The following is an 18,011-nucleotide window of genomic DNA, read 5'->3' as shown; positions in this document are numbered from 1 at the left end:
CTACTCGGTCAGTCGCAGCGACTGGACCTGCACATTCGTGGCAATCGCATCGAAGGCGGCCACCAAAGCATCCCCACCGGTGTTGAAGAAGTGGTTGGGCGAAGAGGCGCAAGCAGATAACAGGTCGATCGCGCCTTGCGGTGCCTCGAACGAGACGGTGTAAACCGTCACGTCATTGGCGCGCATCCCTTCGCAGACCGCAAGCGTGTTGTCATCCTGCACGTTCCGGCTGAACCGGCTGCCGCAACAGTTCTGCCCGTCGGTCAGCAGCACCATCACGCGGTTGACCCCCTCTTCATCCCAGTCAAAGGGACGCCCGCGCATGCTTTCCGGCAGGGTTCCGGCATTGACCAGCGAGGTGACGTAATCACGCATGTCCGGGTCCAGCAACATCGCACCAAAGCGTGCGCCCAAATCGATCGACGTTGTGCCCCGCGTGGTGATAGCGTCGATGTGGGACTCGAACGTGGTCAGATCATTAATCATCGGCTTGACTTCATAGGTCGCATTGGTCGAGCAGTGCCGACGCGTCGCGGGCGCATTGGTGCTGTTTTGCCCAACAGAGGCCCAAGGCGGACCATTGCCATTGCCGTTGCCGGGTGAGCCACCATTCCGGAATGGCGGGGGCGTGCCACCGGCACCCCATCCGTTGCCATTGCCGTTGCCGTTGCCGTTGCCACCGGCGTTGCTATGCGACGGCGGGCCGTTGCCCTGACGTAGATCGGCCCAGTCGTCGAATTCCAGGCAAGCCCCCGTGCCGTCGACGTTCAGCAAATGATTAATCATGCCGGGCGCGGGCAGCACCCAGGAATCGTAGGTCACAAGCGACAAGGACACGTTTTCAGGGTCATTATTCAGGAATATCTCAGACGCAAAGGATTTTGCGGCAAGCTTCATTTCATCCAGTCGCGTGCGACCGGTAGACGTGGTGCTGCCCATGGAGCCTGACGCGTCCAGCACCATCACGATCTCTATCTTGGACGCAGCGCCGATCCCTTCAACCGCGGCCGCAGGTGCGGACATGTCAAGATGGTCCACCGCCGACATACGCAGGAACATCGTTTCCATCCGCGCCGAGGGCGTTACACGCACCGTTTGCCCGGCTTCGGGCGTTCCGGACACAGTGATGTTTCCACTTGCAAACTGCCCCAACCCTTCGGCATCGAAATAGGCTTGCGCCAACTCGGTCGGAGTCATCGTGACATTGCTGTTTTTCAGCGACGACGCGGCCAGCACCGCCCGATCCGATGTGCCCTGCAAACGCACGCGTTCATTCTCATAGCGCATCACATCCACGGCAAGGCCGCTGACCATTAGCATCAAGACGAAAATGATCAGACCAAAGACAAGAACTGCGCCATCCTCGGCGCGCGAATAGGTATGTGCGGCCCGCGCAAACGCAGCGCGCATAGGCCATTTTGGCCTTATATACTGTCTCATTACCAACCCCTTTCATGTGCCCCCCCGTCGGCAGAACGGAGTAAGGCGGCTAGCAGCTTCCATGTGGCCTTACTGCGCCTGGCAAATGGCTTTTTTGCGGCGATGAGGCGCGCAAACATGGCGATTAAAAGACAATAATGTGGCTGAACGCGTGCGAATAAGACGCAGTTTCAAGCACCAGTTATTCGACCAAGCGCAACGATGTGTTGCGGATATGGGTCGCGATGGCTTCGAACGAGAATTGCTCTGCTGCAGTCCGCAGCGTCGGCATCATGCCCGAATCTTCCATGGAGGTTGAAACATCAAGCACCATCGCGACCTCTGGCGTTAGATTGTCCAGCGCTTCGATTGCACGGGCCGGGCGACCATGTCTAAGCTGTCAACACCTCCCATCGTATCCATTCTGCCCGCAGGCGCGACGGATACGCTGCGTCCGGTTATCTGATTGCCGCCAACCGTGATCCGCCCCTCAACATGCGCGCTTAGCCGTTCGGCATCGAAACAGGCCTGCGCCAATTCAGCGGGGCTCATGGTCATGTTGGAGTTCATCGTCGACCCGGTCGCCAACGCGGCACGATCCTACGTGCCTTGCAGTCGCACGCGCTCATGCTCATAGCGCATGTCGTCAAAGGCGAGGCCACTGACCATCAGAATAAGCACAAAGATGATAAGGCCAAAAACAAGGACTGCCCCATCCTGTGACCGTGCGAAACCCGATATCACCTGCTTACATAGCTTGCGAAGTGACCCGACAGAACCTGCCACGGAACTCATAAAACACACCTAGTTTACAACCGCCATAGGCAAGCTGAGCTAGGCGCAAAGTATCACACTCCACATGTAATCGCCTCTGCTCCGTGGCTTTTCCAGGGCGAATTCCAGTGCGATTTCACCGCAATTTAGCCTATTTTTAGGGAAACGGACTGAACTTTCCGCCCTGCGGGCCAGTCTCCCAAAACACCTGTGCAGCAGGGTTTCGCGATGCCGTTAACCTGTTACTGTCCGAATCAAGATAGCAAATTGACGCAGCTTCAGCGTCTGCAATGGGAGGATTTTATGCGCGCCACGACAGAACCGGGCTTTCGCGAGAATGTGGATATCATGTTCCGCCACGCGGTCGGATATCTTGACCTGCCGCCGGGGCTGGCAGACAAGATTCAGATCTGCAACTCGACCTACACGGTGCGGTTCGGGGTGCGGTTGCGGGGCAAAATTGAAACCTTCGTGGGCTACCGCGCGGTGCATTCCGAACATATGGAACCGGTAAAAGGCGGCATCCGCTACGCGCCAGAGGTGGACCAGAACGAGGTCGAGGCGCTGGCAGCACTGATGACCTATAAATGCGCCTTGGTCGAAACCCCTTTTGGCGGGTCAAAGGGTGGTTTGTGCATCGATCCGCGCAAATATGAAGAACACGAGCTGGAACAGATCACCCGCCGTTTCGCCTATGAACTGGCCAAGCGCGACCTGATTCATCCAGCGCAGAATGTTCCCGCCCCGGATATGGGCACGGGCGAACGCGAAATGGCCTGGATCGCAGACCAATACGCGCGCATGAACACCACCGACATCAACGCGCGCGCCTGTGTGACCGGCAAACCGCTCAATTCCGGCGGCATCAAGGGCCGGGTGGAAGCGACGGGGCGCGGCGTGCAATATGCTCTGCAAGAGTTCTTCCGTCACCCCGACGACATGGCGAAAGCGGGTCTGACCGGCAGCCTTTCAGGCAAGCGGGTGATCGTGCAGGGTCTGGGCAATGTGGGCTACCATGCCGCCAAGTTCCTGCGTGAAGAAGATGACGCAATCATCACGGCAATCATAGAACGCGACGGTGCGATCCTGAACCACGGCGGGCTGGACCCGGACGCGGTCCGCGAGTGGATCAGGCAGTATGGCGGCATCAAAGGGTTTCCGTCAGCGACCTTCATAGAGACGGGCGCCACAGTTCTGGAAGAAGACTGCGACATCCTGATCCCGGCGGCTTTGGAAGGCGTCATCAATCTGGGAAATGCCGACCGCATCCGCGCGCCGTTGATTATCGAAGCCGCAAACGGTCCGATTACCGCAGGCGCCGATCAGATATTGCGCGACAAGGGTATCGTCATCATTCCCGACCTCTATGCCAATGCGGGCGGGGTCACGGTTTCCTATTTCGAATGGGTCAAGAACCTGTCGCATATTCGCTTCGGGCGCATGCAACGCCGCAACGAGGAAGCCCATGCAATGGCACTGGTGCGCGAGTTGGAACGCCTCTCTGCCGACAAAGAGCTTGGATGGGAACTGGCACCCGATTTCAAGAAGAAATACCTGCAAGGTGCCGATGAATTGCAACTGGTGCGTTCGGGTTTGGATGACACGATGCGCACCGCCTATCAGGCGATTTCCGAAGAATGGCATCGCCGCGACGATGTCATCGACCTGCGCACGGCAGCCTTCATCGTGTCGATCACGCGGGTTGCAGATAGCTACCGCGCCAAAGGGTTGTAAACCGGGTTCCAAAGAGCGCCCGGCGGCTTGACCGACCGGGCGCACCTTGCAGACGATTGGCGCAATTCTTGTCCGCGCGCGTTGCATGACCTCAAAAACATGAACTGCTTGGGTGACGCTTTTTTGTCAAAACCGTCGTTTTTCGCAGTCGTTTTGGCCCAACTGCACATAACATTCAGAACATCAGCCCGAAAACGGGGCTCCAGTCACCAAATTCAAGTTATCGGTTGCAAAGCCAAACTCGGTTCGTTTTACTCAAGGGCAGGAAGAGAGCGGAGTACCGCCGGTCCACACAGGGAGATAAGCGTGAGCGCATCTGCATCGCAGGATGGCTTCGTCGTATTCGACAAAGTTCAAAAGAGTTACGATGGCGAAACACTTGTCGTCAAAGATTTGAACCTTTCAGTCGGAAAGGGAGAATTCCTTACAATGCTTGGGCCATCCGGCTCTGGCAAGACAACCTGCCTGATGATGTTGGCCGGGTTCGAGACCGCCACCAACGGCGAGATTCTGTTGGACGGCAAGCCAATCAACTCGGTGCCGCCGCATAAGCGTGGCATCGGCATGGTGTTCCAGAATTATGCGCTGTTCCCGCATATGTCGGTGGGCGAAAACCTGTCTTTCCCGCTGGAAGTGCGCGGCATGGGCAAGTCGGATCGCGAAGCCAAGATCAGGCGCGCGCTGGACATGGTGCAGATGGGCGATTTCATCAACCGGCGCCCCGCGCAGCTTTCCGGTGGTCAGCAGCAGCGTATCGCATTGGCCCGCGCGCTTGTGTTCGAACCTGAACTGGTCTTGATGGACGAACCGCTTGGCGCGCTGGATAAACAGCTGCGCGAACACATGCAGTTCGAGATCACACGCCTTGCACATGATCTGGGCATTACAACCGTGTATGTGACCCATGACCAGACCGAAGCGCTCACCATGTCCGACAACGTGGCCGTGTTCGATGACGGGCGCATCCAGCAGCTTGATCCGCCTGATGTGTTGTATGAAGCTCCGAAAAACAGCTTCGTGGCGCAGTTTATCGGTGAGAACAACACATTGGATGGTGTTGTAAAAGAGATTAAGGGCGAACATTGCGTCGTAGAACTGGATGGCGGCGAATTGATCGACGCCAAGCCGGTAAACGTGTCGAAGGTTGGCGAACGCACGCGCGTTTCCATCCGCCCCGAACGGGTCGAAGCCAACAAGGACCGGTTGGCAGGTGACGCGCACACGATCAAGGCCAAGGTGCTGGAATTCATCTACATGGGTGATGTGTTCCGCACGCGACTGAAAGTCGCCGGAAACGAGAATTTCATCATGAAAACCCGCAACGCACCCGATCAGGTGCGTCACAAGCCGGGCGACATGATCGAAATCGGCTGGATGCCGACAGATTGCCGCGCGCTCGACTTCGGTTGACGCCAGCGCGGCCAAGAATTGCATGCCCGAAGGACGGGTACGCAAGCAGACGAACCGGCAAAGACCGGTATCGTAAAAACCTAGGAGGTTACGAATGACTAACAAGTTCAAGTTAATCGCGCTAAGTTCGGCGGCAAGCATGATGGCCCTGAGTGCAGCGGCCCAAGACCCGGTCTCGCTGACCGTAGTGTCGTGGGGCGGCGCTTACACTGCCAGCCAGCAACGCGCCTATCACGAGCCCTACATGGCCGCGAATCCCAATGTGACCATCATTAACGACGATGGTTCGGCAAACGCTCTGGCCGGTCTGCGCGCGCAAAGTCAGGCAGGCAACGTAACGTGGGATTTGGTCGACATGCTGCCGTCGGATGCACAGCTCGCCTGTGACGAAGGCATCATCATGGAAATCGACCATGATGCCATGCTGGCCCCTGCCCCCGATGGCACGCCCGCAAGCGCAGACTTCCTGCCCGGCTCGCTCGGTGACTGCTTCATCCCGCAGATCCTGTATTCGACCATTCTGGCCGCACGTCCCGGCGCGTTCGAAGGCGAACAGCCAGACTCGATCGCGGACCTGTTCGATCTGGAAAACTTCCCCGGCAAGCGTGCGCTGCAAGACCGTCCCGGCACGAACCTGGAATGGGCACTTTATGCCGATGGCGTAGCGCTCGACGAAATCTACGACGTGCTGGCGACCCCGGAAGGCGTAGACCGTGCCTTCGCCAAGCTGGATACCATCAAGGACGAGATCATCTTCTGGACTGAAGGCGCACAAGCACCCCAGCTTCTGGCAGATGGCGAGGTCGCGTTTGCAACCGGCTATAATGGCCGTATGTTCGACGCGATCGAAGTTGAAGGCATGGACGCCGCGATCATCTGGGACGGCCAGATCGTGGAATGGGACGGCTGGGTTGTTCCTGCGCAAGGCGACAATGTCGACGCCGTGATGGACTACCTGTATTTCGCCACCGACACGCAGCGTCTGGCGGATCAGGCCAAGTTCATCAGCTATGGCCCGGCACGCGCATCCTCGGCACCATTGGTTGGTGAGCACGCCGATCTGGGCATTGCCATGGCGCCGCATATGCCAAGTGCGCCCGACAACTACTTCGCACCCATCGTTCTGGATAACGACTTCTGGGCCGACTATGGCGACGAGTTGCGCGAGCGTTTCGCTAACTGGATGCTTCAGTAATCTGAGGCACCAACAGGGGCGCGCGGACGATCCGCGCGCCCCTCTTGCCGTTCGGCACCCCAAAGAATTCCCCGAAGGATGAAGCCATGGCAATGTCTGACGCATCCGGCAATGACGTCGCAATCGGAAATGAAACGGACAGCAAGGGTCGCTTGCTGACATCTGATGGGCGCCCCCTGCGCGCCGCGCTGGAGCGTGCAAACCGCCGCCGCAAGTTGACCGCCTTTGGCCTGGTTGCGCCGCTGCTGGCCTTCATCGTGATCTTTTTTGCCTTCCCCATCGTGCAGATGATGTGGCGCTCGGTCGACAACCCGGCCGTTGTCGAAGCTCTGCCCCGCACGCTGGAGGCGCTTCAAGACTGGAATGGCGAAGAACTGCCCAGTGAAGACGTCTATCGCGCGCTTTACGAAGACATGATGGCAGATCAAGACTTGCCACGGCTTGAGCAGAAAATCGGTCCGCTCGCCGTGCGTTTGAACTACGAGGTGTCCGCCGCGCGCGGTGCGATTTCGCGCACATCGCGTAATGTGGATGAGTTCGAGGCGCCCTATAAAGAAGCCTTCATGGATGCGCACCGGCTTTGGCGCGACACCGAAATCTGGCGCATCATAGAACGCGAAGGCCGTCCACTGACCGCGTCCTATTACCTTGCCGCGGTTGATGCTGAATACAACGAAAACAACGAAATCGTGCGCACCGATGAAAACCGGCGTATCTATGTCGCGCTGTTTGGCCGGACCTTTGCGATGAGTTTGGTCATCACCTTCATGACCTTCGCCTTGGGTTTCCCTATCGCCTATTACCTGTCCAGCCTGCCGATGAGTAAGGCCAACCTGTTGATGATCGCGGTGCTGCTGCCGTTCTGGACATCGCTCCTGGTGCGCACATCTGCATGGATCGTCCTTCTGCAAGGTCAGGGGGTGATAAATGATACATTGGTGGGGCTGGGGATACTCGATGATGAGAACCGGCTCAGTATGATCTACAACCAGACTGGCACGATCATTGCGATGACCCATATCCTGCTGCCCTTCATGGTGTTGCCGCTCTATTCGGTGATGAAAACCATCCCGCCCAGCTACACACGCGCGGCCAAAAGCCTTGGCGCAACGCCTTGGACTGCGTTCCGCAGGGTCTATTTCCCGCAAACGCTGCCGGGCATTGCTGCCGGTGGGGTGCTCGTTTTCATCATCTCGATCGGCTATTACATCACGCCTGCGCTGGTCGGCGGTCAGGATGGCCGGATGATCTCGAATGAGATCGCGCGGCATATCCAATCCTCGCTCAACTGGGGTCTGGCTGCGGCGCTTGGGTCTATGCTCCTGGTCAGTGTGCTGCTGCTGTATTGGCTGTTCAACAAGCTTGTCGGCACCGACAGCCTGAAATTCGGATAAGGGGGCGCGCATGTCACTTCCGGCCTATTATACCGCCAAGGACAAGGTCTGGCATTACGCCTTCCGCGTAATCTGCTTTGCGATCTTTTTCTTCCTGCTGGCGCCGATCCTCATCATGATCCCGCTCAGCTTTAACGCGCAGCCCTATTTCACTTTCACCCGTGAAATGCTGACCTTGAACCCCGAAGGCTACAGCCTGCGCTGGTATCAGGACTTCCTTGGCTCGGACAGTTGGATGCGGTCTATCCGCAATTCCTTTGTCATCGGGATCGCGGCGACAATCTTGTCGACCACGCTGGGCACTTTGGCTGCATTGGGCCTGTCGCGCGCCGAAATGCCCGCCAAGGGGTTAATCATGGGCATCCTGATTTCACCCATGATTGTTCCGCTCATCATCTCGGCTGCGGGGATGTTCTTCTTCTTCTCGCAAATCAACATCGCGCAGACCTTTTTCGGCGTAGTGCTTGCGCATGCGGCTTTGGGCACCCCGTTCGTGGTCATCACAGTGACCGCTACGCTTGTGGGCTTTGACCAGTCGCTGACTCGCGCAGCGGCCAATCTGGGCGCCTCGCCTACCACCAACTTCTTCAAAATCACCATGCCGCTTATTCTGCCCGGTGTGATTTCGGGCGCGCTCTTCGCCTTCATCACATCCTTCGATGAGATCGTCGTGGTGCTGTTCGTGGCAGGCGTGGAACAGCGCACCATCCCGCGCGAGATGTGGTCAGGTATTCGCGAGGATATCAGCCCGACGATCCTTGCGGTGGCAACGATCCTTGTGTTGATCTCTGTCGCGCTTCTGACGGTGGTGGAACTGTTGCGCCGCCGGGGCGAGCGGATGCGCGGGTTGTCACCGCAGTAACGCAAGGTCAGCGACACAAACACAAAGGCGCGTCAGACGACGCGCCTTTTTTCATGCAGAATGCACGGGGAACAGACCAACGCCACGGCTGATCGCTGCATGTGCAGGACCATTGAAGGACTGTATGTCAGAAAAAATGGTGCGGTCGAGAAGACTCGAACTTCCACGGGAGTTACCCCACAGCGACCTCAACGCTGCGCGTCTACCAATTCCGCCACGACCGCACGTGGTTGGTATGCGGGCCTGATACTCATTTCATCGCGCGTTGAAAAGAGCAAAAAGGTGCCTTGGGCAAGGCAACCTGGCAAAAAGCGCGCCCCGGACCGGGGCGCGCCTGATGTCATTCTTCGGATCGCACGTTGAAGCGCAATGCCTTATTGCAGGCTGAACACGGGCAAGGTCACAGTGGCCTTTTCCGTGCCGTCGGCGATGCCTTCGTCAAAGACCGCTGCGCGCAGCAACTCGTCGCGTTCGGGCTGCATGGGCGCGAATACGGCGGTTTTCGCGGGGTCCAGCCCGTGTTCATACCATGCCAGCGACAGATCATCGCGCTGCGACGCGCCGAAGCCTTCTGTCAGATGGTGCCCCATCAACTCGCCATAGGCGCGCTCGCCCATCGCCACCAGCAACAAACCGGACCCGATCGCCAGCACCATGTCGTCCTGCTTGTAGCCAACGGCCAGACAAATCCGGGCGGTTGCGCCAAGCTGTTCGGGGTTCATGCCGGTTTGCAAAATGAAACTCCCGACATCGCGCATCACCTCGTCACGCGGCTTGACCGACAACGCGCTGACATGCGGCTGAAGGCTGGGCGCAAAGCCCGCGCATTGCGCCGCGATCTGGTCCGGGGTCGCGCCCTGCACCTTGGCGATCAGCGTCTCGCCATCAGCCATGGCATAGGTGCGCGCTAGGCAGAATTGTTCCGCGATGACAATGGCACGGTCATTCATGGTGTCCAATGTGGTGAACCCACCATTGGCGTTGGTCAGCAGATTGACCTTGTTGCAATGCGACGCAAGCGACCGCGTAGCCTGACCACCGCCAAAAAAATTCGGGATGGCGGGTGCGGCAGGTGCGCTGGCCGTGGCCCCAGGGTTGCGCGCTGCGGGTTGCGCCGAAGGGACCGACAAGGCCACTTCGGTCGTGGGCGAAGATTGTGGCACAGATGCGCCGGGGGCCGCAACGCTGACCGGCGCCTCGGATTTGTCCAGTTCGCAGGTGCCGCGCGTACAAAAGAACATGGCCGGGGTCACGTTGAACGCCTGAAAGTCGTTGCGCACATAGCCGTCGGGTGTGGACAGGAAGGCTTGCACCGTGCAGGCCTGCGCAGAGCACCAGAAGGCGGAGCCGGTTACAGAGGTATCAAGGATATAATCCGTCCGCCCGTCGCCATTCATATCGGCCAGTTGTATGAAGCCCGCGCGTTGCACCAATTGTTCGGCATTCGGGTCTGACGACGCCGCGATTTCATCCACCGCCGAGGCGACCAGAGCAGGCAGGCCATAATTACCCGCGCTGCGCGCCGGGCTGCGGCCAGAGAACTCGTCGCGGACCACAAGGATCAACCCGCGCATGCCTTGCGGATGGGTCGAGACGGTCTGCGCCACTTGCGGCCCGCCCATGATCGCGCGCTGATGTGCCGTCACAAGAATATTGCGCTCGAAATCCGTCAGCGTGCCAGTGCCTGCAAAGCCGCTGAACACCTGATACTGGGTAATTCCTTCGCGCGATTTACGGCCCAGAACGCCATCCGCACCGCCGACATTCCAGCCAAAATGGTTCAGCGCGGTCTGCACTGAACGGTTCTGCTCGCGCTGCGCTGAACTGACCGCAGGCGCAGAGCGCACCACCCGTTGCGTGCGCGGCTGCGATGAGCGTTGTCCGTTCGCTATGGCACCGCCAATGATGCCGCCAATAATGCCGCCGACAAGCCCGTCCTGCGCGCGCGCCTGCTCTATCGGGAAAGCGGCCACGCTGAGCGACAGGACCGCCGCCAAACTGAATTTTCCGATCATATGGATTCTCCCGCAATTGATTCTTGAAGGATACCCTAGGTTGCATGGGGCAGGTAACGAAAAGTTCAGCGCATGTGAGCGTTATTGCGTCCGCAACGCGTAGCGCCGCCAAAAGGCTTGCAGCCATGGGCGCAACACAAGGAACATGGCAATGCCCAACCCAAACGCAATCAGGACATACCCCAACTCTGGCGTCTCTGGTATTACTGTGCGGTTAATGACGCGGCCGGGCAGAAAGTTGAACAGGCCTGCGACCATGACGCCCAACCAGTAAAGACTGCGGAACACACGCCGATGGATCGCGATTTCCCCAGCCCGCGCGCGACGGACACCTTCGTAAAGCGACCACAGGGTGAATAGCGCAAGCCCGTGCAACGGGCTGAAAGGCCCGATCACCGCGAAACTGTGAATCCCGAAAGATGACAGCGCAAGGACGGCCATGGTGCTGACCCAGATATACCCCGCAGTCTTATGCAGCCGTGTGCCCTGCCGCCAATACAGCGCCAGCGGGCCAATCAGGATGCCGATGACAGCGGCGGCAACATGAATCTGGATGATAGGCGCGGCGTTCAAAATGGGGGCCAAGGTCATTTGGATCTCCGTCGTAATGTGTTGGGAATTGGCGTTTGGGTTTCGCTGGGCTATGACCTGCCAAACCGGTGCCCCCCAAGACAGCCCGCATTCGGCAACCGCAAGGATCGCTACGTGAGTGACGCAGGCCCGCAATCCGCGCTTCGTGAATGGCGCGACCATATCCGCCACCCGGCCACGCTGGTGGCGATGGGGGCGGTCGCCCTGATTCTGGCTCTGGTCGGCCCCTATGGCACATCTGACCTGCTGCGCCCCCTGCCACGGCTTGGCTATTGGGCGCTGATCGTGCCGGCGACCTATGGCACGGGCAGCCTGACAGTGACGATGCTGCGCGCCTTGCTGCCGTCTTGGCCGTTTGCGCTGCGTATGGGAGTGGCGGGGGTGGCGGCTGGTTTGGCGGTCGCTGGTGTTGTCTTGGTGGTGAATGCAGTCGCGCTGGGCTTTGTGCCCGATCCGGGTGTGCTGCCGGGGTTCATTCTGAACGTGGCAGGGGTTGGCATGGTGGTGACACTGGCCATCGCCTATATCATCCGCCAGCAAACGGGCGTTGCCCCCGCACAGCCAACGCCACCCACGATTTTGCAGCGCGTGCCGCTGGAAAAACGCGGGGCGCTTCTGGCCCTGTCGGTAGAGGACCATTATGTGCGGGTGCATACCGCGAAAGGGACAGACATGGTGCTCATGCGCTTATCCGATGCCATGAAAGAGACCGGCAATGTGCCGGGGGCGCAGGTGCATCGCTCGCATTGGGTGGCGTTCAACGCGGTGCGCGCCGCCCGGCGAGATGGTGACCGGGCCATCCTGACGCTGAGCTCTGGCGCGGAAATCCCGGTCAGCCGCGCCAATCTGCCCAAGGTGAAGGAGGCGGGGCTTCTGCCCCGGTAGCGCAATGGTGGACTGGATCACGTCGGACGGGCTGACCGATTATGCCGAAGCCTGCGCTTTCATGGAGGCGCGCGCCGAAGCCATCGCGCGCGGCGCGGCAGAGGAGTGCATCTGGCTTGTCGAACACCCGCCCCTTTACACCGCTGGCACCTCGGCCCGCCCCCAAGACCTGACCCAGCCCGACCGTTTCCCGGTCTACCCGTCCAAGCGCGGCGGGCAATACACCTATCACGGCCCCGGTCAACGCGTGGTATATGTGATGCTGGATGTGGGCAAGCGCGGGCGCGATGTGCGCTGCTTCGTGCGTGATCTGGAAGCCTGGGTCATTGCCACACTGGCCGAATTCGGCCTGACCGGGCATATCCGCCCCGGTCGCGTCGGTGTCTGGATAGAGCGACCCGAGAAGCCCTCCCTGCCCAACGGCAGCGCGCGCGAGGACAAGATCGCCGCGATCGGCATTCGGCTGCGGCGCTGGGTCAGCTTTCACGGCATTTCGATCAATGTCGAACCGGACCTGTCGCATTTTGACGGGATCGTTCCTTGCGGCATACGGGGCCATGGCGTGACCAGCCTTGTGGATCTGGGCTTGCCAGTGACGATGGATGATCTTGACGCCGCGCTCCGGCGCAGCTTTGCGGGCACCTTCGCCCTTGCGCCCGAAACATGTGTTAAAAACGGTTGAGTGCGTTCAGGGCTGCTTGCCTGTGGGCCTATGCTCGCCATCAAGCAACCAATGCTTTAGGCAAGCCGCATGAGGCATGTTTGATGCCAGGTCCTTTACGGACCCTGCGGGGCGCTCGTCTATCTGGGCGGCAATTGCCGTAATCAGACCCTCGCGCGCAGGTTGCGTGCTCAAGACCTTGCACCCCGACCAGATGTAACCAACCGAGACGCTGTATGCCCAGACATCCGATACAGATGAACCCATAATCACCACATTCTTGACCAATATTCATCATCTTCTGCGTGCAAGATACATAATCCGATCGCTAGGAAACCAGCCAATGAACAGATTATTGGAATTTTCAAAATCAGAATGTGGCGCCGTCACAGTGGACTGGACCGTTATGACTGCGGCCGTGGTCGGCCTTGGGATTGCTTCCGCCGCGGCGGTGAGCAGCGGAACCGGGTCTTTGGGAGCGTCCATTCAGGCCGCGCTGACCAATGCACATGTCGCGGGGGCAGCCTTGGCCACGTTAAGCTTTGATGACATTGACGGGCTGGCAACAACCGGTTGGGGGTGGCGCGCCGTCGGGTCTTATGCCGGCTGGACGGCCGATGGTATGCAACAAAACTTCGAAATCATAAGATCTGGCTATGGCGGCGTCACCAGCCCGGACGGCGGTAACATGCTGGATATGGATGCGTCCCCCGGAAACCTGGGCATCGCACGTGTGCTGGACAACATGACACCGAGCGGCACGCATAGTGTCACCTTCAACGCGGCCGATATACATGGCAACAACGGCGTTGACGTCTACTTCGGCGGCGAATTGGTCGGAAGTGTTGATCCTGGCGCGTCCTTGGAAAGCTATTCGTTTGATTTTGTCGAAGGCTCTGGCAACGGCAGCAACGAACTGGTTCTGCAAGGCACCGGGCCTGCAAACAATGTTGGCGCTTATATCCACGGTATCCAAGTTTACTGACTTCAAGCCTACGCCCCGACAGCCCCCACAACACCACCAAGCGCGCCCAAACCGGCGCGCTTATGCATTTGTAACGGCTGCACCTTGATGTAGATCAAAAAAATTGAATATGCGGCACATCGCGCGTTGCCACATGAAAACAGACATTCTAAAAGCAGAGTATGCCGTGCCATGCCGTTTTGGCGTGCACGCAACGGAATCGGGCGCGCGGCACTGGCCGAGTGCACCTGCAATCAGCCGCCACCAAGCGCGGCAGGAAACGGGAACTGGAGTAGCCAATGGCCGACGCAGCCACCCATGACCATGGGCACGAGGACCCTCGCGGGTTCTTCACCCGGTGGTTCATGTCTACCAATCACAAGGATATCGGTATCCTTTACCTGTTCACGTCCGGCATTGTCGGGTTCATCGCGGTAGCCTTTACGGTCTACATGCGCATGGAGCTGATGGAACCGGGCGTGCAATACATGTGCATGGAAGGCGCAAGCTTTACCGCACAAAGCGATTGCACCCCGAACGGGCATATCTGGAACGTGCTGATTACGGCGCATGGCATCCTGATGATGTTCTTCGTGCTGATTCCGGCGCTGTTCGGTGGGTTTGGCAACTACTTCATGCCCTTGCAGATCGGCGCGCCGGACATGGCATTCCCGCGTCTGAACAACCTGTCTTACTGGCTGTTCGTTGCTGGTTCCGCCTTGGCCGTGGCCTCGGTCCTGTCGCCCGGCGGCAATGGCCAGCTTGGCTCTGGCGTGGGCTGGGTTCTATATCCGCCGCTGTCGACCAATGAAGCAGGCTACTCGATGGATCTCGCGATCTTCGCGGTCCACGTGTCGGGTGCCTCGTCCATCTTGGGCGCGATCAACATCATCACCACGTTCCTGAACATGCGCGCGCCGGGGATGACCCTGTTCAAAGTGCCGCTATTCGCGTGGTCGATCTTCATCACCGCGTGGATGATCCTGCTGGCCCTGCCGGTTCTGGCCGGTGCCATCACCATGCTGCTGACCGACCGTAACTTCGGCACCACCTTCTTCGACCCGTCGGGCGGTGGCGATCCGGTGCTGTATCAGCACATCCTGTGGTTCTTTGGCCATCCGGAAGTGTATATCATCATCCTGCCGGGCTTTGGCATTATCAGCCATGTCATTGCGACCTTCTCGCGCAAGCCGGTCTTTGGCTATATGCCGATGGTCTGGGCCATGATCGCAATTGGTGTTCTGGGCTTCATCGTCTGGGCGCACCACATGTATACCGTGGGCATGTCGCTGTCGCAGCAGACCTACTTCATGCTGGCGACCATGACGATTGCGGTGCCTACGGGGATCAAGATCTTCTCCTGGATCGCGACCATGTGGAAAGGCTCTGTCAGCTTCGAAACCCCGATGCTTTGGGCGTTCGGGTTCCTGTTCTTGTTCACCGTGGGCGGCGTGACCGGCGTGGTGCTAAGCCAAGCACCTATCGACCGCGTCTATCACGACACCTACTACGTCGTGGCGCATTTCCATTACGTAATGTCACTGGGCGCTGTCTTCGCGCTGTTTGCGGGCATCTACTTCTGGATTGGGAAAATGTCGGGGCGGCAATACCCGGAATGGGCTGGCAAGCTGCATTTCTGGACAATGTTCATCGGCGCAAACCTGACCTTCTTCCCGCAGCACTTCCTGGGTCGTCAGGGCATGCCACGCCGGTATATCGACTACCCGGAAGCCTTTGCGCTGTGGAACTATGTCAGCTCGATTGGTGCGTTCATCAGCTTCGGGTCATTCCTCTTCTTCATCGGCGTGATGTATTACACGCTGCGCCATGGTGCCCGCATCACCCAGAACAACTACTGGAACGAGCATGCGGACACGCTGGAATGGACCCTGCCCTCGCCACCGCCCGAGCACACGTTCGAGCAGCTGCCGAAACCCGAAGACTGGGACCAGCAGCGTAAGGGCAAGCGTGACGGGCTGATCCCGGACGCCGCAGAGAACCTCTAACGCGGAGAGCTTTGGATTGCCCGCAATCTGGACGATAAGACCGAAGGCCTCGGGCACCCCGCCCGGGGCCTTTGCCGTAGCGCAGGCGGACGGGGCGGAATACCTGTTGGTGTTGTCGCCGCACCTGTCTATGGGAGCCGAAGGCTTCGTCGCCATCATCGGGCTAAGCGCCGGGCTACTGGCGCTGCCTTTGATCGGCGTGTTGGGAACGCCGGTTCTATGGGGGTTAATCCCGTTTGCCGGTCTGGCGCTATGGGGGCTGTGGTATGCCCTGCAACGCAATGGGCGCGAACGTAGCGCCCTGCGCGAGGAATTGCGCCTGACCCGCGAGGTGATAGAGATCACCCGCACCAACCCACGCAAACCCGAACAGCATTGGCAGGCCAATCCATATTGGGTGCGCCTGTCGATGATGGAAAAGGGCGGTCCGGTAGAAAATTACCTGACATTGAGTGGTGGCGGTCGCGCGGTCGAACTGGGTGCGTTTCTAAGCCCGGAAGAACGCGCCTCACTACATGACGAACTGTCGCGTGCGTTGCGTCACCTGCGCTAAAGGCGGCCGCGCAAACGCGCAAATGTCTCTGCTACATGGGCGGCCAGCCCTGCCTCTTGCGTTGTTACAGCGCCGCACCCATGCGGGCGAAACCGCGCCCGAAGCGCTGCAAGACGATCCATTTCCGGTGCGGGCGGATACCCGATACGGGTTAAGCTTTCGTCAAAATCAACCAAGTCTGCCAGCCCTTCCGGCCAGAGCGCCAGCCCCGACCGCGCCAAACCGCGCCAGTCGAAATGCGGGCCGGGGTCTTGCTTGCGCTCGGGGGCCATATCTGAATGGCCAATCACATCCACCGGCCCAATATCCCATCGCGCCATCAGCTCTGCCAATAGCCGCTCAAGCGCGCGCATCTGTGGCAAGGGAAAGGGCTCTTCGCCGGTATTGACCAGTTCGATCCCGATGGAACGCGAGTTTATATCCGACAGCCCGGCCCAAGCCCCGGCCCCTGCATGCCAAGCGCGCATTTCTTCCGCGACCATTTGAAAACAAGTGCCGTCCCGGTCGATCAGATAATGCGCCGAGACTTCGGTGCATGAGTCACAAAGCCGCTCTAGCACGGCTTTGGCACATCCCATCGCGGTATAATGCAACACGACCATTTGCGGGCGCAGCCCATCGCGGCGCGGCCCATAATTTGGCGATGGATGCCAGATCACGTCCGGGCGTGCCGCGTTCATTGGCATTTACGCTCTGACAGTATGGGCGCATGTCTTTTAACACCAAACCGGGCCCCAGCCTTGCCCGACATGCTTTATTCGCGCGCCTTCACAGTGGTTGCAGCCTGCCGAAACGGCGCTGGATCCCACCAGCAGGCGTAGCCGTCCCCATCCGGGTCCATATGTTCCGGGTCTTTCTCCGGTCCACCCGCCGCAAGAAACGCTTCCTGCGCCAGATCTTGGTGCGGATATTGCGCGCAAGCGGCTTCCCACCGGCGCCAGCGCAACGGGTGACGACGTGGATACCGCTCTTCGCCAATAGCATGCCGGGTCGACAGCGCATACACGAACAGGTTCGGGCCGCTGGCCGCAGGGGCTTCAGCCGCAGTGACGCGCACCTGAGGCACATATTCCCGCCGAACCACCTGATTTTGCGTCGGAGTGCCGAATGGTTGCGCCTCATAGCTTTGGGTGCTCACCCCTTGCTCAGCCGTGCCCGGTGCTGCGGAAACCCCCTGCCCCATTGCGAAATTCTGCGCCGGTGTCTGTTGCGAGGACTGGCCTTGCGCGGGTTGCGCAATCACCGACTGCCCCAAGGGCGGTTGTTCCGGCATCTGCGTCTGCGCTGCGCCAAACCCTTGCGGCTGGAACCTGACAGGTGCGCCCCCAACAGCGCCTTGCGGCTGGGCGCGTGCACTTGCAGCCTCTGCCCGGCGAATGCGCGACAATTCTTCCTGCGCGCGCATGTATTGCGCGTAGTCGCTGAATCCTACTCCGCCGCCTGCGGTGTCGATCACGTTGGAATAAGGCGCACTGAACGTGCAAGCCGACACCAGAAAAAGGGCCGATAGAACAATGGGCAAACGCATTCAAAAACTCTCGATGCTCG

General features: G+C 59.4%; 16 protein-coding genes and 1 tRNA gene. 10 read left to right on the top strand and 7 right to left on the bottom strand.

Features of this window, described 5'->3' with window-relative positions; genetic code table 11:
* Together M3N55_RS09280 and M3N55_RS09275 are read right to left on the bottom strand one after the other, a co-directional pair.
* Positions 1-1,410, bottom strand: a complete 1,410-nt coding sequence (locus M3N55_RS09280; RefSeq protein WP_249058248.1) for a Tad domain-containing protein — start codon at positions 1,408-1,410, stop codon at positions 1-3.
* 357 nt (positions 1,411-1,767) lie between these two features.
* Positions 1,768-1,977: a hypothetical protein gene (locus M3N55_RS09275; protein WP_249058247.1), complete on the bottom strand. Its 210-nt coding sequence runs from the start codon at positions 1,975-1,977 to the stop codon at positions 1,768-1,770.
* 519 nt (positions 1,978-2,496) lie between these two features.
* Here M3N55_RS09275 and M3N55_RS09270 point away from each other — a divergent pair.
* From M3N55_RS09270 to M3N55_RS09250, 5 genes are all read left to right on the top strand, one after another.
* Positions 2,497-3,927 carry a Glu/Leu/Phe/Val family dehydrogenase gene (locus M3N55_RS09270; RefSeq protein WP_249058246.1) on the top strand — a complete coding sequence of 477 codons (1,431 nt, stop codon included), beginning with the start codon at positions 2,497-2,499 and terminating at the stop codon, positions 3,925-3,927.
* Positions 3,928-4,233: 306 nt separating this feature from the next.
* Positions 4,234-5,337 carry an ABC transporter ATP-binding protein gene (locus tag M3N55_RS09265; protein ID WP_249058245.1) on the top strand — a complete coding sequence of 368 codons (1,104 nt, stop codon included), beginning with the start codon at positions 4,234-4,236 and terminating at the stop codon, positions 5,335-5,337.
* A 94-nt stretch (positions 5,338-5,431) separates the two neighbouring features.
* Positions 5,432-6,532, top strand: a complete 1,101-nt coding sequence (locus M3N55_RS09260) for an extracellular solute-binding protein (RefSeq protein ID WP_249058244.1) — start codon at positions 5,432-5,434, stop codon at positions 6,530-6,532.
* Positions 6,533-6,624: 92 nt separating this feature from the next.
* Positions 6,625-7,926: an ABC transporter permease gene (locus M3N55_RS09255; RefSeq protein ID WP_249058270.1), complete on the top strand. Its 1,302-nt coding sequence runs from the start codon at positions 6,625-6,627 to the stop codon at positions 7,924-7,926.
* Positions 7,927-7,936: 10 nt separating this feature from the next.
* Positions 7,937-8,788: an ABC transporter permease gene (locus tag M3N55_RS09250; protein ID WP_249058243.1), complete on the top strand. Its 852-nt coding sequence runs from the start codon at positions 7,937-7,939 to the stop codon at positions 8,786-8,788.
* Between the two features lie 137 nt (positions 8,789-8,925).
* On the opposite strand, the gene M3N55_RS09245 is transcribed toward M3N55_RS09250, so the two are convergent.
* The 3 genes from M3N55_RS09245 to M3N55_RS09235 all read right to left on the bottom strand — a co-directional run bounded on the left by M3N55_RS09245 (position 8,926) and on the right by M3N55_RS09235 (position 11,394).
* Positions 8,926-9,012: transfer RNA gene (locus M3N55_RS09245), tRNA-Leu, on the bottom strand.
* A gap of 150 nt (positions 9,013-9,162) precedes the next feature.
* Positions 9,163-10,803 (bottom strand): peptidoglycan-binding domain-containing protein, encoded by a 1,641-nt coding sequence (locus tag M3N55_RS09240; protein ID WP_249058242.1) that lies wholly within the window; start codon positions 10,801-10,803, stop codon positions 9,163-9,165.
* Between the two features lie 81 nt (positions 10,804-10,884).
* Complete coding sequence (locus tag M3N55_RS09235) at positions 10,885-11,394, bottom strand: DUF2306 domain-containing protein (protein ID WP_249058241.1); 510 nt, start codon at positions 11,392-11,394, stop codon at positions 10,885-10,887.
* Positions 11,395-11,508: 114 nt separating this feature from the next.
* Here M3N55_RS09235 and M3N55_RS16775 point away from each other — a divergent pair, with 114 nt between their 5' ends.
* From M3N55_RS16775 to M3N55_RS09210, 5 genes are all read left to right on the top strand, one after another.
* Positions 11,509-12,279, top strand: a complete 771-nt coding sequence (locus M3N55_RS16775) for a LytTR family DNA-binding domain-containing protein (protein WP_249058240.1) — start codon at positions 11,509-11,511, stop codon at positions 12,277-12,279.
* Positions 12,280-12,283: 4 nt separating this feature from the next.
* On the top strand, positions 12,284-12,961 hold the full coding sequence (gene lipB / locus M3N55_RS09225) for a lipoyl(octanoyl) transferase LipB (RefSeq protein WP_249058239.1): 678 nt from the start codon (positions 12,284-12,286) through the stop codon (positions 12,959-12,961).
* 322 nt (positions 12,962-13,283) lie between these two features.
* The gene (locus M3N55_RS09220) at positions 13,284-13,925 is read left to right on the top strand and encodes a hypothetical protein (RefSeq protein ID WP_249058272.1); all 642 of its coding nucleotides are present in this window, start codon (positions 13,284-13,286) and stop codon (positions 13,923-13,925) included.
* Between the two features lie 278 nt (positions 13,926-14,203).
* A complete protein-coding gene (ctaD, locus tag M3N55_RS09215) occupies positions 14,204-15,910 on the top strand; it encodes a cytochrome c oxidase subunit I (RefSeq protein WP_249058238.1) in 1,707 nt (568 codons plus the stop codon).
* Between the two features lie 16 nt (positions 15,911-15,926).
* On the top strand, positions 15,927-16,463 hold the full coding sequence (locus M3N55_RS09210) for a DUF2244 domain-containing protein (protein ID WP_249058237.1): 537 nt from the start codon (positions 15,927-15,929) through the stop codon (positions 16,461-16,463).
* Here the strand turns inward: M3N55_RS09210 and M3N55_RS09205 are convergent.
* Together M3N55_RS09205 and M3N55_RS09200 are read right to left on the bottom strand one after the other, a co-directional pair.
* Positions 16,460-17,149 carry an N-acetylmuramoyl-L-alanine amidase gene (locus M3N55_RS09205; protein WP_249058236.1) on the bottom strand — a complete coding sequence of 230 codons (690 nt, stop codon included), beginning with the start codon at positions 17,147-17,149 and terminating at the stop codon, positions 16,460-16,462. The genes M3N55_RS09210 and M3N55_RS09205 overlap by 4 nt on opposite strands.
* 68 nt (positions 17,150-17,217) lie before the next feature.
* Positions 17,218-17,991: a hypothetical protein gene (locus M3N55_RS09200; RefSeq protein WP_249058235.1), complete on the bottom strand. Its 774-nt coding sequence runs from the start codon at positions 17,989-17,991 to the stop codon at positions 17,218-17,220.
* Positions 17,992-18,011 lie beyond the last annotated feature (20 nt).

This window comes from Roseinatronobacter domitianus, assembly GCF_023336755.1.
Classification (GTDB): Bacteria; Pseudomonadota; Alphaproteobacteria; order Rhodobacterales; family Rhodobacteraceae; genus Roseinatronobacter; species Roseinatronobacter domitianus.
The sequence above is the reverse complement of the archived record's forward strand: the minus strand, read 5'-3'. Positions and strand labels throughout refer to the sequence as shown.